At 44.0% G+C, this 14,247-nt stretch carries 11 protein-coding genes and 1 riboswitch; of the genes, 2 read left to right on the top strand and 9 right to left on the bottom strand.

From position 1 onward, the window contains the following. Positions 1 to 154: 154 nt before the first annotated feature. The 8 genes from A3729_RS14260 to A3729_RS14225 form a co-directional block, all read right to left on the bottom strand. Positions 155 to 946, bottom strand: a complete 792-nt coding sequence (locus A3729_RS14260) for an ABC transporter ATP-binding protein (RefSeq protein ID WP_068515684.1) — start codon at positions 944 to 946, stop codon at positions 155 to 157. A 9-nt stretch (positions 947 to 955) separates the two neighbouring features. Continuing rightward, positions 956 to 1,510 (bottom strand): bifunctional adenosylcobinamide kinase/adenosylcobinamide-phosphate guanylyltransferase, encoded by a 555-nt coding sequence (cobU, locus tag A3729_RS14255; RefSeq protein ID WP_068513547.1) that lies wholly within the window; start codon positions 1,508 to 1,510, stop codon positions 956 to 958. Beyond that, positions 1,507 to 2,991, bottom strand: a complete 1,485-nt coding sequence (locus A3729_RS14250; RefSeq protein WP_068515687.1) for a cobyric acid synthase — start codon at positions 2,989 to 2,991, stop codon at positions 1,507 to 1,509. The genes cobU and A3729_RS14250 overlap by 4 nt, the downstream gene beginning before the upstream one ends. 18 nt (positions 2,992 to 3,009) lie before the next feature. Continuing rightward, complete coding sequence (locus tag A3729_RS14245) at positions 3,010 to 4,194, bottom strand: hypothetical protein (RefSeq protein WP_068515690.1); 1,185 nt, start codon at positions 4,192 to 4,194, stop codon at positions 3,010 to 3,012. Positions 4,195 to 4,230: 36 nt separating this feature from the next. Further along, the gene (locus tag A3729_RS14240; protein WP_068515693.1) at positions 4,231 to 6,165 is read right to left on the bottom strand and encodes a TonB-dependent siderophore receptor; all 1,935 of its coding nucleotides are present in this window, start codon (positions 6,163 to 6,165) and stop codon (positions 4,231 to 4,233) included. A gap of 102 nt (positions 6,166 to 6,267) precedes the next feature. Beyond that, positions 6,268 to 6,505: riboswitch (cobalamin riboswitch) on the bottom strand. Between the two features lie 84 nt (positions 6,506 to 6,589). Next, positions 6,590 to 11,692: an AAA family ATPase gene (locus A3729_RS14235; RefSeq protein WP_068515695.1), complete on the bottom strand. Its 5,103-nt coding sequence runs from the start codon at positions 11,690 to 11,692 to the stop codon at positions 6,590 to 6,592. Then, positions 11,683 to 11,955 (bottom strand): hypothetical protein, encoded by a 273-nt coding sequence (locus tag A3729_RS14230; protein ID WP_068515697.1) that lies wholly within the window; start codon positions 11,953 to 11,955, stop codon positions 11,683 to 11,685. The genes A3729_RS14235 and A3729_RS14230 overlap by 10 nt, the downstream gene beginning before the upstream one ends. 111 nt (positions 11,956 to 12,066) lie before the next feature. Further along, positions 12,067 to 12,930, bottom strand: coding sequence for an energy transducer TonB (locus A3729_RS14225; protein ID WP_197470039.1), 864 nt, complete (start codon positions 12,928 to 12,930; stop codon positions 12,067 to 12,069). Positions 12,931 to 13,169: 239 nt separating this feature from the next. Between A3729_RS14225 and A3729_RS14220 the strand changes: the two genes are divergently transcribed. Next, positions 13,170 to 13,448, top strand: a complete 279-nt coding sequence (locus A3729_RS14220; RefSeq protein ID WP_068760303.1) for a response regulator — start codon at positions 13,170 to 13,172, stop codon at positions 13,446 to 13,448. Positions 13,449 to 13,463: 15 nt separating this feature from the next. Here A3729_RS14220 and A3729_RS14215 read toward each other — a convergent pair whose 3' ends face one another. Beyond that, positions 13,464 to 13,736, bottom strand: a complete 273-nt coding sequence (locus A3729_RS14215; protein WP_068515703.1) for a GIY-YIG nuclease family protein — start codon at positions 13,734 to 13,736, stop codon at positions 13,464 to 13,466. 166 nt (positions 13,737 to 13,902) lie between these two features. On the opposite strand from A3729_RS14215, the gene A3729_RS30920 reads away from it, so the two are divergent. After that, a complete protein-coding gene (locus A3729_RS30920; RefSeq protein WP_082865225.1) occupies positions 13,903 to 14,217 on the top strand; it encodes a succinate dehydrogenase assembly factor 2 in 315 nt (104 codons plus the stop codon). Positions 14,218 to 14,247 lie beyond the last annotated feature (30 nt).

Below are 14,247 nucleotides of genomic sequence, written 5' to 3'. Positions count from 1 at the left end.
TGCCTCACCCGTAATAACACTAATGATTTCGGCATACGATATATTGATAGGCCCAAAACCCAAAGCTGAAACTAGACAGAACAGAACGAGAAAAGTAATTAGCAAGCAAGCTATGAACTTACCGGCAATCAGCGAACCCGTTCTAGCCTCGGCACTAGTATTCATAACTAATTCTCGGAACATTTGCACTAGGATGGCGATCTACCTTAACCTTCGCCTTGAAGACTTTTGATATTAAAGACTCATTGAGCACTTCATTTATAGAGCCTTGAGCAACCAATCTGCCACGGTCTAACACCAACAAACTATCGCAGAAAGCCGCGGCGAGATTTAAGTCATGAAATGAAGATAAAACACTTATTCCTAATTGCTTCACCTTGTTCAGCAGATCAATTTGGTAATGGATATCCAAGTGATTGGTTGGCTCATCCATAATTAATAAGCGGGGTTTCTGCACAATTGCTCTTGCAAGCATCACGCGCTGCTTCTCACCACCCGACAAAATACTGAACAAGCAATCTTCAACAGCCGATAAGTCCATATCAGCAATAACTGAACTGACAAAACGAATATCTTCCTTTGTATCCCACTCAAACAAGCCCTTGTGGGGCGCTAGCCCTTGCAGTACAACCTCTCTTACCGTCAGCCCTAAATGATCATGATGCTCCTGCAAAATGACAGCCACCTGCTTTGCGTTGTCCCTTAAGCTGTTCTCCCAGATATCCGAGCCGCCTAAGGACACATTGCCTTTGCTCGGTTTGTTTACTCTGTAACAGCAACGCATCAAGCTGGACTTCCCTGAGCCATTAGGGCCGATTAAGCCAACAAAACCTCCTTCTGATAGGGCAAAACTAATATCTTGCAGGATCACCTTATTACCACAGTGCCACGATAAAGTATTCACACTTAACAAAGGATCAGCAGTTTTATTTTCGCTATCAAGCATCAATATTTCCTAAGAACTGCCAGGCTTATTGTTCGCATTGGATTTGAGTGAAAGAGGCAAGCCTGCGACAACTAAATCGACCTGATCACAAAGGCTTGCCAAGCTTTGATGTAACAGCCCTGCTACATCACAATATTTACGACTTAAATCGCCTAAAGGCATGACTCCCATATTGGTCTCGTTGGAAACCAAAATTAATTCTACATTTGTTAGACTGACAGCCTCGACAAATCGATCAAGCTCTAACTGGACGCGTGTTTTGTCTTCAAGCATCAAAAGATTAGTGACCCATAAGGTAAGACAATCAACAACGAGCACTATATCTTCACCAGCACGTTCCTCAAGCACTTTTGCCAACTCTAGCGGCTCTTCTATCACACACCAATGATCTGGCCGGTCTGCCTTGTGACGCTCAATTCGTGCTGCCATTTCCTCATCCAGTGCTTGTGCAGTGGCAAGCAAACAAATCGACGATGCACTATTGTTTGCTATAACTAGCTCTGCTTGCTGTTCTGCATATCGGCTCTTGCCAGACTTTACCCCTCCAAGAATGAGTCTTTTCATCCGGCCTGCTCCAGTAACTCTATCAGCTTATCCATATCAATCGCTGACTCAAAAGCATTGGCTAAGCGCTCCAACTGCTTCTCACGCACTTCTTCAAGGTTGACAGTGGTATCTGATCTTAGTCCAGCCCACTCTAACAGTGCTTGCAATGCTTCCGGTGAATCAAATAGACCGTGCAAATAGGTACCCTTAACCAGGCCGTCTCTACTAGTTGCGCCATCCGTACCCGCGAGAGAAGCGCCACCCGTTGATGACCCAAAATTGACAATCATCGGGCGCGCCAAGTCATCTCCTGTGGTCACTCCCGTATGAATTTCATAGCCTTTTACAGGTGCTGAACTTTCGGCTAACTCGCCCACACAATTAAGTAATTTCTTTTCAGCCAACAAGCTAGTCGCACACGAAAGCAAAGCGAAACCTTCACTACTGCCTGGCCGACCTTCTACACCACTTTCATCAGTGATTAATTGCCCTAGCATCTGATAACCGCCACATATCCCCAACACCTTTCCGCCATACCTTAAATGACGATTTAAAATGTCTTTCCAACCATTTTGAACTAAGAAACCTAAATCAGAACGAACGGATTTGGAGCCCGGCAAAATGATCAAATCCGCAGGCGGAACCGGGTCCCCTACATTGATATAACGAAAATCAACATCAGGATGCAAACGCAAAGGGTCAAAATCTGTATGATTGCTTATACGTGGAACAACCGGCACAATTACACGAAATTTATATTCAGAACTTGGATCGAGTATCTGCTCTGGCAAAGCATCCTCTGCATCAAGGTGTAGACCATGAAGGTAAGGCAGAACACCAAGCACCGGTTTTCCCGTATACGATTCCAGCCAGTCCAAGCCAGACTGAAGCAAGGAAATATCACCTCTAAATCGGTTAATGACGAAACCTTTGATACGCGCTTGCTCAGACTCAGACAGCAATGACAAAGTACCGACCAAATGTGCAAACACACCGCCGCGATCAATATCGGCAACTAAAATAACCGGGCAATCCACTTCCTCAGCAAAACCCATGTTTGCGATATCTCTGTCGCGTAGATTAATCTCTGCCGGTGAGCCAGCACCTTCAACAATGACATGCTGAAATTCATTAGCAAGTCGCTCATGTGAACTTAGCACCGCAGCCATCGCAACCTGTTTATATTCATGGTAAGACGTCGCAGACATGTTGCCTCTGGACTTACCGTGAATAATCACCTGCGCACCGATATCTGTTTCAGGCTTCAACAAAACCGGATTCATATCCGTTGTCGGCAAAACACAAGCAGCGTGCGCCTGCAATGCCTGCGCTCGCCCTATTTCGCCACCATCAACCGTAACAGCACTGTTGAGCGCCATATTCTGAGGCTTAAAAGGCGCCACTTTATGGCCGCGCCTCACCAAACAACGACACAAAGCAGCCACTAAGGTACTTTTACCCGCATCTGAAGTGGTGCCTTGTATCATCAGTGTGGTCATATCTTAACCTTTACTCAATTAGTCGTTCACAACTATCGACGAGCTCAGCGTATCAAGGTCAATCCTCTCAATACCACCTGTGTACTCAGCAGCACGGTCACCCGAAGCATAACGCCCCACTCCTGTTATGAATAAATCTCCTGCAAAAAGGTCTATTTCAATTGGGTTCTTAACGGTTAGCTCTAAGCCATCTAGTTCACCAGTACCAATTGACACTTCTGCGTCAGTCAGTGTATCAATTGCGATTAGGTAGGCTTGAGTCGGCGCATACGAGCTATCAAGTCCCTGAGTGACAACATACAATACGTCTTCATGGATCAATGCAGCAGAAGCATTCGGGAGGCCGTCTTCATCATAATGACTGATATCAATACTATCTAATACGAAATCATCTGACGAGCTATCAGTAACGCTTGGATCGATGACAAGAATTGACCCTTCTCCCCAGCGAATAACATAGGCTTTATCATCAGATGCGAAAAGCACATCATATGGGTTACTGTTGCTTTCGCCGTCTTCATCATTCAAACCGTACTGCCAGGTTAAGGTGTTTGGGTTGTCTATATCGTACTTCGATAAGTTATTTTCACCGTACTTACCTATTCTGTAGTAGTCACTTCCATTTACTGCCACATCGATATCAGAACGATCCGTAGCTGCAAATCCTTCAGTGTGGTCAAAAGGCGCAACTGCTTCCGCAATTGAAATATCACTAGATGAATAATCAGATGCAACACCTTTAATAAATGCACAAGCATTCGCGCAATCGCCACTCAGGTTTTCTGAAAAGGTAATGCTTCCCGGGTTATTGCTTAACTGAATCGTATCAACCACTGCGTTATTACTAGTATTAAGAATCTGAATCTGAGGTGTTGCAAAGTCTCCAACACCTACCCACAACTGCCCCGATGGGCTAAGTTCCAGCGACTGTATATCGACACTCTCGAAGCCGGTAACAGGCTCCGTTACTACCGCACCCGTTGTAGGGTTAAACTGATAAAGACTACTAGAACCCCAGCTTTCGTTTCCCTGAAAGTACGCCAAAGTATCGCTAACGTAAACTGATGCGGCAATATTTCCATACAAACCAGCTGTTTCAGATTTGATACTGTTGTCACTTGAACAACCAGTAACGCCAATCGCACCTAGCGCCAATAGCCCTAAGACTAGTTTTTTACCTGCCACATTTTTTTCAATATTCATTACTTGCTCCTATTAATAGTATTTACACACTATCGATCAAAATTGATGAGCATAAGAAACAAACCACTGACGCCCGGGCCCTGGGAATCGGTTGTATTTGCTTACACGCTGACCACTAACATTCTTAATTTTAAATTCGAGTGAATCTTTTTCACTTTTAAAGCCAAGACTGGCGTTAACCTGCTTAACGTCGGGAAGTTCGGCCACACCAGCTGAATCGTAAACACCACCCGACTGCCGTACATATTCCAAGCCAACCGAACGCCCTTGGTCGGCAACCCGCATCTCAACAGTTCCGGAAAAGTCATAAACGCCCGGCAAGGACTCCCCCCTGAAGGCTCTAGAGTTAGATTTATCTTCAGTATCTTGGAAGGTGAGGTTCGAATTAATACGGACAAAATTCGATAAGTGAAGCTCATTGCTGACTTCAATACCGATCACTTGCGCTTTAGAAAGATTCTGCGGTTTGCCAATGCCTCGCGAGTTGTAAATAGTGACAATGGCATCGTTAAGATCACGATAAAACAAAGCGAGCGTACCGGATGTTCTGTTTGACTGATAACTAAGGCTAATATCGGTGTTTAGGGCTTTTTCCTCAACAAGGTCTTCATTGCCTAAAGTGAACCCGCGATCACCATACATTTCATTTAACTCGGGAAGTCTAATATTTCTGGAGATGTTGGCCCTGAATTGAACCTCAGCACTTAGCTGTGCAAGCAAACCAAGCTGGAGGTCATGATAAAACTCAGCAACCTGATCCTGCTTTATTTCATCTACGACAGAGATCCCACGAGCACTACCATTGACCAACCAAAAACCTGAATTAGACAGCCATTCATCTTGTAGCCCGACAACAGTTGTCACGCGCTGATATTGACTAGAAGTGCCTTCGATGCGTTCCTGTAGGTCGTAGCCTTCGATCTTTGCGCTTAACAGTGCGGCCCAAAGGTTCGCACCGGAAGAAAAACTAGCTTTAATATTTCCACCAAATGATTTTGATACAGTTCGGTCATCATTTCGCAATAAACCTACTTGATTTTTCTCATCCCGAAATATCGTTTCTTTATAAAGTCCATATAAACTATAGTTAAAAACAATACCGCGCCTAAGATGCTGCTCTATATTGGCTTGCATCGAAAAGAACTCTGAGTCATAGGTGGCATCATTGTCTGCAAGGTTTTGTATCTCTGGAACACCCTGCTCTTTATTAGAGTATTGCGTAGTTAAACTAAATCGATACGCCTCATTAACCTGCTCGTTAAATGATGCCAGAAGTGATGTATGTACAACATCATTGTTGTTCTTATTTTGATCATAATCGTCGGCGTAATAATCGGGCGTATCGTTTGTATTGATGACTGTATAGTCATTGTCAGCACTAAAGTGCTCAGCAGAAAAAAGATAATTAAGGGTATCCAGACTCCCTTTATACGATGCTGCAGCACGTTTGATGCCTTCTGAACCAAGACTTGAACTAAGTAAGCCACCGGCTTTTCGTGCACCACCGCTAGTCTTGATATTAATTGCCCCACCAATCCCGGCTTGCTCTAAATATATCGGGACATTACCCCGGTATATTTCTACCTGTTCAACCGCACCAAGTAAGAACTGGCTCAAGTCGACAGCCCCCTGGTAGGAGCCATTCAGCAATACACCATCCAAGTACACGTTTACTTGTTTACTAGATGAGCCGCGAACACTAACAGAACTGAAACTGCCAAAGCCTCCAAGATCTCTGACTTGAACCCCCACTTGGCGCTCAACTATATCGGCAACGCTTACGGCATCACTAGAGAAATCTTCTTTCTTGATAACGGTAACTAAACCAGTATTGCTTGAGGGGTCAACATCAGTCAGCTTGGGGCGTGAAGTTTGAACAAGTACTTCGTTATGTTTTCCTAATATTTCCTGTGCATAAGCATGATAGGAAAAAATTATAAGTACTAAATAGGCAGCAACAAGTCTAAGCACAATTCACCCAACAGCATGTGATGACGGCTTACGAAGGAAGTAAAAAATATACTGGAGAAAAATTACGCACAGCAATATTTTCAAATATCGCCCTCCGCAATACCTTAAATTAAGTTCTCAGGCCGGTCTCCGGGCTTATGAGCATCTGATCACTGTCAGTAGAACTAGCGCCTTCCCATGTATTAATTACACAGTGGCGAGAGCTAGTCCTGTTACTCAATTACCGTTGCGGGGGCAGCGTTGGACTTATTCACTGCTTTAACAAACAGCCTTCACCAACTTCCCGTTTCATTCTTAGCAAATGGACAAAGCCAAGAACACCTGTAACGTGGGCGCTAATGTAATAATGTCAGGTTTAAAAGTCAAGTATGCAAATATTTAGGGCCAGAGTAAAAACGGCTATTTTTATTCTGGCCCTAAATATTTATTGCTCTGGAATAGTAAAGTAAAAACTTGCGCCTTTGCCAACCTCAGAGTCGGCCCAGACCCTCCCTCCATGCTTTTCGACAATCCGCTTAACCGTTGATAAACCGACGCCGGTGCCATCGAAGTCACTTTTGTTATGCAATCGCTGGAAGGTCGAGAAGAGCTTACCCGCATGTGACATATCAAAACCTGCACCATTGTCCTTAACCTTAAACACGCGCTCTGTTCTTCCGAGTTCGTCATCAACCAAAGCAGAGCTAAATGCTATTTCTGCAGATTCTGTCTTGCTACTGTACTTCCAGGCATTGTTTATCAGGTTTTCAACGACTGAATGCATCATTCTGGCATCACCATTGATATTCATATCTGGCTGAATATAAATATCTACGACACGCAGGGGATAGGTATCGCGCAGATTGGCCACTACTGTGTCAGCAATTTGGCTTAAGTTTAGGTCTGTTCTTTTTACTTCTTTTCGCTGCATTCGTGACAGGTCCAGCAAACCGTTAATCAAGTCTTCCATCGACTTGGCACCGGCAACGACTTTCGCCAATATCCGTTGCGCTTCTTCATCAAGCTGCGAGGCGTAATCATCAAGTAAGATATCACTAAAGCCTTTGATCATGCGTAAGGGTGATTTTAGATCATGCGATACAGTATAACTAAATGATTCCAGTTCTTTATTTGCTGAGGCTAATTCAACATTAGCCTGGTCTAGATCACGCGTTCGCTGGGCTACTTTCTCCTCCAAACCTGCATTCAGGCCCGTCACTTCATCAAACAAACGTGCATTTTCAAGCGATATAGCAGCCTGAGTCAGTAAGACTTTTATCACACTCATGCGCTGCTCGGTAAAGACCCCTGTGCTCAAGCTATTCTCTAAGTACAGAGCGCCTATTTGAGATTTTCGGTAAACAATTGGCAAACATAATACCGACTTTGACCTTGCTTTCGATATATAAGCATCCTCTTTAAACTCGCCGTCAGCGCAAGCATTTTCTAGCCAGATTGTTTCACCTAAACGAAGTGTTAAATTGATTATGTCCTGAGGAACATTCACGGACTTTTCCAGAGGTATATGCATTAAATAGGAAGCCTGATCGTTTGGTAAATCGACTTGAGCTTCTACCTTTGGCCCCTTCAGGCTCTGTACAACCAAGACCCCAATATGTGCACCTGCATTTTCAAGAATTACTTTCATCATGCTTTCAATGAGGTTGTGTAAATCCAACTCCCCCGACAGGGTCTGCATTGACTTTATGATTGACTGAAAATCCAAAGCCTCTCCCGACCTGACTGAACTGGTCGCGGATAAGCCAGTTGAAAACTGCTGAGTCAGCGTAACATTTGACGAATTACTAAATGTGGCTGGCACTGTTTTATCACGTTTCTCACTTATAGCCAGCTCAGGATAACATGCTAATAGCCTATCAATTTTGGCTTTATTCCCCCAACTCTTGTACCAGCTATGTGCCCGTTTAATTGGAACATCGGCAAGGGATTCAAAACCAATATCTATTAAGTAGCGTCCAAAGAATTCGTTTGATAAACCGGCATATTGTCTAAAGCCGTTTTCCTCGGCTTCCTTTATGGCCTGTTTATAACGCTTTGCCGTTTGTTCAAAAGGCGCGCCATCTAAGGCAAGCTGCTCTGCTTCTACCAAAGCAATTTTATGCTCATGATTAAGAGAATATAAATCGGCTCGAAGCTGAAGAATGTGCTTGAGCTCGTTTGATACTTTCTCCAATTTTTTGAATGCTTGATGACTAGCGCCTACAAAGCCCTCTCTCTGAGCACGAATAAAGGCAAGATTACTAAGGCAATATAGGTCAACCATCATAAAATGGCTTTTGAAAAGCCCGTAACTTGCAACCGCGTCAAACAAATGCGCAACCAGTGTTTCGCAATCCGCTTCGTCCCAGAAGAAGTATTCAAAACGGCAATACATGAGAAAGGCTTTGAAAGAACTACCATTGATAATTGCTAACGAGGTCGCCTCGAAGTTTTCGTCGCCAAGCAAGTATTCGTGCTTAAGATAAGATTGCCAAGAGTTTTCAAGTATCGGCAGAAAAGGAACACGCAAAGACTTTTTCTCGACAAAGGCCTTCGCCTCCTCATACTCTGTTAGTAACTCTTCAATGGGAAAGCCCGCAACCGCTTTGATCGTTGATTTCGCAGATAAGCACACCCCTGCTCTAGCAAGCTCTCCTGTCTCAATCCCGGCTTCGAAGCCTCTCTCGTAAGCGTAATATGACTCTGTGACGTGTCCTTTTAGATGTGCAAGTGACACTCCAATTCCATTCCATGCAGAAGCGGAGTCCCTACAGTTCGGATTACTTTCCAGCCACTGCTTAGCTTTTTCACCAGCTTCATAGGCTGCCCCATACTCATCTCTTAACGCCAATAGCATGCCATAGGTAGTTAAGGTCACCAGTGTTGCATCAGTTCGACCATGCAGTGTTGCAGATATCAAACTAGCCTGAATACAAACAGAAGCGAATTCTATGCGTTGCATCAAAAAGCCAGCTAAACCGAAATTAACCAAAACATAATTAGTTAAGTGATGCGACCGATCTTTACATTCTGGCCAGTTTTCAAAATCCTTAATCGGACGCTTAGCCAGCGCATCCCTTAGTTGCGATGCTTGCTCTAACATGATGGCTTTGAGAGAACTTAGGTCATCAGGAATATCAATACCCAATATTGACAAAGCCTGCCGCCCCATTTCTAGCCCAAGTGCGTAGTCTGAGCGGCCTATGGCTTGCACAAGCAGGTAGGCAAGCAACTCCACCTTGTCTAAAGGATCAATAGCATTATCGACCAGCTGGGAGTAAAGTTGCTTAGATGCTTCAAGGTCTCCGTTTAAGTATGCAGCTTCCGCTTTGATTTTATAGAGCTTGAAGCACTTATCATAACTCTCAGCCCATGCATTATCGCCCAATAAAATTAATGCCAAGCTTGAGTATTGATCAGCAGCAAGCCACACACTTGATAGCTTGGCTTTCTCAGCAGGCAAAACATTAAGCTCGATCAGGTTTTCAATTTCCAACTGATCGGAAATAAGCGAGATGCCATGATTAAGCTGCTCCACAAGCTCAAACACCCGTTCTTCTTTTTCGTCATCACTATAAGTCTTATATAGACGCCAGCCTATACTCAGGTGAGTATCGACCCTCTCTTCCTCACCCAAAGACTCATACGCTGCTTGCAACATCCGATCATGAAGGAATTTACACGATGGGATAAAACTATGAATTGCGGTTTCATGGCTCCGCAATGAATAATACTGGCTAAGTAATTTTTGGGGTACCAATACACTTTCGCCGTACTCCCCTTGCAGTGTTTGCTGAAAGCCGCCGATTACAGCTAAAAACCAATCGCCCCCCTCCTGAACAAGCAAGCCTTCTTTTAATGCCAGCCACAAAGATTCAGCAACTTCCTCCATGGGTAAGTCACTGGCAACAGCCAATGTTTCCAAATCAAATCTGGTACCCACACATGCAGCTTTTTGGAGGAGCTTTTGGGTTTTAATCGGTAGCTCAGACATGCGTTCAAGCATGAGCTCGACAACATTATCAGTTATCGACTCTAATTTTATAGTCTCCAAATCCCAAGTCCAATAGTGCTCTGAAATATCAAACGTTACGAGACCTTTCCTATCAAGCGCTTTAAGGAACTCTATCGAGAAAAAAGGGTTGCCTCCTGTTTTTGAAACAACAAGATCTGCCAGCTCTTGAACATCGGCTTGGGTACGCTGAAAAGTATCCATAATTAGCAAACGTAACTGGCCTTTTTTCAGCGGTTTTAGTTTTATATGTTGCGCCTCAAACTTTCGAGCGGCAACTTTGTTTAACATGCTTTGAGCCGGGTGCTGGCTATCAACTTCATTATCTCGATAAGCAAGTAATATAAGAAGGCGACAACCAGGTTCACTGAGCAACTCCGGTATCAGATGCAAAGTTCCGCGGTCTGCCCATTGAATGTCATCAATAAAGATAACCCAGGGCTTATCTTCTGTAATGGTTTTAATGAAAGCCTGAAAAACTAGCACGAAACGAGCAAGCGTCTCTTGTGCACCAAGAAGCAAAGGTGCCTCGTGTTTGCCGAAAAGCAGTTCCAATTCCGGAAGGAATTCAATTAACACTCTGACGTTATTACCCAAAGCTTCACCTAAGCGTTTACGCAGTGAAAGCAGCTGATCTTCAGGTAACCTTAGTTCTTGTTTTAGCCAGTTTGTCAGAGCTGCCTTAATCGCAGAGTATGGTGTATTTTGTTGGAATTGATCGAACTTACCGCTTATAAAGACGCCATTGCTCGCTGCGATGGGTTTGTACACTTCGTGAATCAATGCTGACTTGCCGATCCCTGAGTAACCGCAAACTGTCAGTAATTGGGGCCGACCTTGTTTCGCTTTATCAAAGCTTTCAAGCAAAAGGCCAAGCTCTTCATTTCGGCCACATAAGGTCTGAGGTATGCAAAAGCGACTAGATACATCGTTAGTCGCCAGCAAAAAATCATTTACCGTGCCATCTTTAACAATTGAACGCTGACAATGCAGCAAATCATGCTTTAGACCGAATGCGCTCTGGTATCTATCTTCAGCATTTTTCATCATCATTTTATCAATAATTGATGAAATAGCTGCTGGTAAAGCTGGCCTTTTAGTCGAAGCGCTCTGCTGTTGAGTCGCCATGTGGGCATACACTATACCCAGAGCATCATCAGCTTCGAATGGTAAGTCTCCCGTCAGAAGTTTATAGAAAGTTACGCCCAGAGTGTAAATATCACTTCGGTAGTCTATAGCACGGTTCATTCGCCCTGTTTGCTCGGGAGAAATATAACTTAAAATACCTTCAAGCTTATCAGGCTCGATAATGGCTGGCTGTTCGCGCGTTAATAATGAGGCCAGACCGAAATCGATAATTTGTACTCTTCCGGTATCCGGATTCAGAACGATATTTCCGGGATGCAAGTCTTTATGAATTACTTGAGCATGGTGAATCGCATCCAAGGCATCAGCGAGTTGAATAGCAATATCAAGGAATAGAGGAACAGGCAATTGATGGGAGTCTTGACTTTCAGCATAACGTTTTAAGTCCATGCCCGAATATCTTCCATCACCATACAAGGCGATAAAGAATCATCGATCAATTCCATTGCTTTAACGATGTTCGGGTGGTCAAACATCTGAAGAACTTCGTAGCTGAAAGCCATACGGGCACGCTGACTTTCTATATCGCAATTCTCACCGCAGGCACGGAGAATGACGCCCTCGCCTGTGGCTGCATTTTGGGCGCGAAATACCCTTGTTCCAACGCTTGAGAAAAGCGTTTCACTAATCGCATAATTAGGTATTTGGAACATACAACCTCATCGCCTGCTATCTTACTTATTCTTTTAAGTATAGCAGTCAAATCAGAGTAACCAGCATTATGGATGCCATGCAATAAGCACTGGCCAAATGACGCTCAACAGTTACTTAATCTGAAAGCTTATCGGTATTTCGATATAGCTGGCGACGTTCTTACCGTTGACTTGTGCAGGCTTAAACGTCCAGGAATCTTGCACAGTTTCCCAAGCGGTATAATCCAACACACCATAGTGGCTGCTTTGAATAATTAGTAAGCTCTCGACACCACCGTTGGGGTCGACATTCACTCCAATCACAACAGTACCCTGCCAGCCCCGTTTTGCAGCAATGGGAGGATATTTGGGTTCCGGGTTATCAGCACTTCCTAAAACATAGGAAGGTTTAGGTATTAACTCTAGCGCCTCAGGTTCCGTTTCCTGTACTTCTACAGGCTTTTCATCAGGTGGCTCATCGGCTTTCGTTTCGCTTGGTGGCTGATTGGGCTCAATAGAATTATTTTGCTCAATTTTTTGCTCGCTATAAAGGGCTCTAGTAGTCTCGACGGAACTCAGTACAACATCACGTATACTCGGTTTAACGATATCCTGTGATTTTGATTTCGGTACTTCGTCGGACCTGTCACTTTTCTCTCTCTTAGTCTTTTTTTGTTCAGACTCAAGTATGCTTTCCTTACTATTTTGCTTGTGTGTTTTTGGTTTTTCTGGGAGTTCCGGCCTCTTTTGTTCCACTTCACGAGGCATTTGAGCAGATACGTTTTCAACAATCTCCTTATCAGCGGGGTCCCCCTCCTCTTGCGAGGGTCTTAAGGAAACATTAACCGAAGTTTTTCCAATCGGCGCAAAGATTTCGTTCTGTCCTTCCCAAAGACTCAGCGCAATATGTGCCAAAAATGACAGTATAATCGCACCGGCTAAGGCTTTTCTTGGCCGAGAACTTGAACCACTAGCAATGGGTGAATCTATTGACAAGAACTTGTTTTCCATGGGTTGGGACTAAAGAAACGGAAACTGTGTGGAATAATACATTGAAATATAAACTTTTCTCTAAAGTTATCTATACTTTTAACCTGTAAAGAGATTGAAGACCACTTATTTACCAGCAGAAGTAGCGAGAAGAGAAGTTAAACATGGCAAACATATTAGTTGTTGATGACTCTGCATCAATGAGACAAATGATCAAATTCACCCTCGAGATCGCCTGACACAAAGTGACCGAAGCAACTGACGGTTTACAGGGTTTGCACCAAGCAAAAGATAATGCTTACGAGTTAATCATATCGGATGTAAATATGCCCAATATGAGTGGCATTGAGATGACAGCTGAGGTGCGTGCGCTTGGCTCGCATAAGTCTACACCCATTCTGTTACTCACAACCGAGTCAGGTCTTGATAAGAAAACCGAAGGCAAAAAAGCGGGAGCAACCGGCTGGCTAGTTAAGCCATTCGACCCGGAGCAGCTTACCAAAATAGTTAATAAGGTACTCTAGTCTATCGGGTACTCGTTAGCGGTTTGATGCTTCACAAATGAGCGTTTGTTTTTTAAGCACGCTCATTCTTTTTATCTCTACCTCTCTCTTAGTAGCCTCTGAGCGACTCTCAAAATCTTGAGAATAAACGATCTCTCTAGGTTCATGACCACGGAAAAACTTGGCGCCCTTCCCCGCCTTTTTCTCAAACATTTCGCAATGTTCTTTAAATCGCCGATCAATATCCGTGCTGATGCCGGTATATAGTTTTCCACAGGATGTTCGGATCATGTAGACCTGCCAAGACATCAATAAGCCTCTAAATTCATTATTCAGTTAAATATACACTAATTAACCACGGCGATGCGTAGCCGGAGTCATTCAGCTTATATCTTACACCACAACGACGCTCTGTTCTTGAGTGTACCCAAAGCAAGCACTATAATGCAGCCTCTGCAAACAATTGGATAACTCAATGTCGGATCAGCCTTCGCAAAACTCAGCAAATGACACCCAAGAAACAAGCCAGCTCGATGAAACGAAAAGGGCTGAATTCAACCGATTGTTTTGGCATAGCCGCCGAGGAATGCTCGAACTTGATGTGCTGTTAGTGCCATTCTTGAAAGAGGCCTACTCTACTCTTCCTGAAGATGACCAAGCCCGTTTTAGAAACTTATTAGATTGTGAAGACCCCGATCTTTTTGCTTGGTTTATGCGTAACGGAGCACCAGAAGACCCGGATCACGCTCGCATAGTTAAGATTATTCTTGACCGTGTTCAGCCAGACTAAAGTTCAGTTTATACCGTCCAAGTTACTTGC

This window comes from Oleiphilus sp. HI0043, assembly GCF_001634935.1.
The sequence above is the reverse complement of the archived record's forward strand: the minus strand, read 5'-3'. Positions and strand labels throughout refer to the sequence as shown.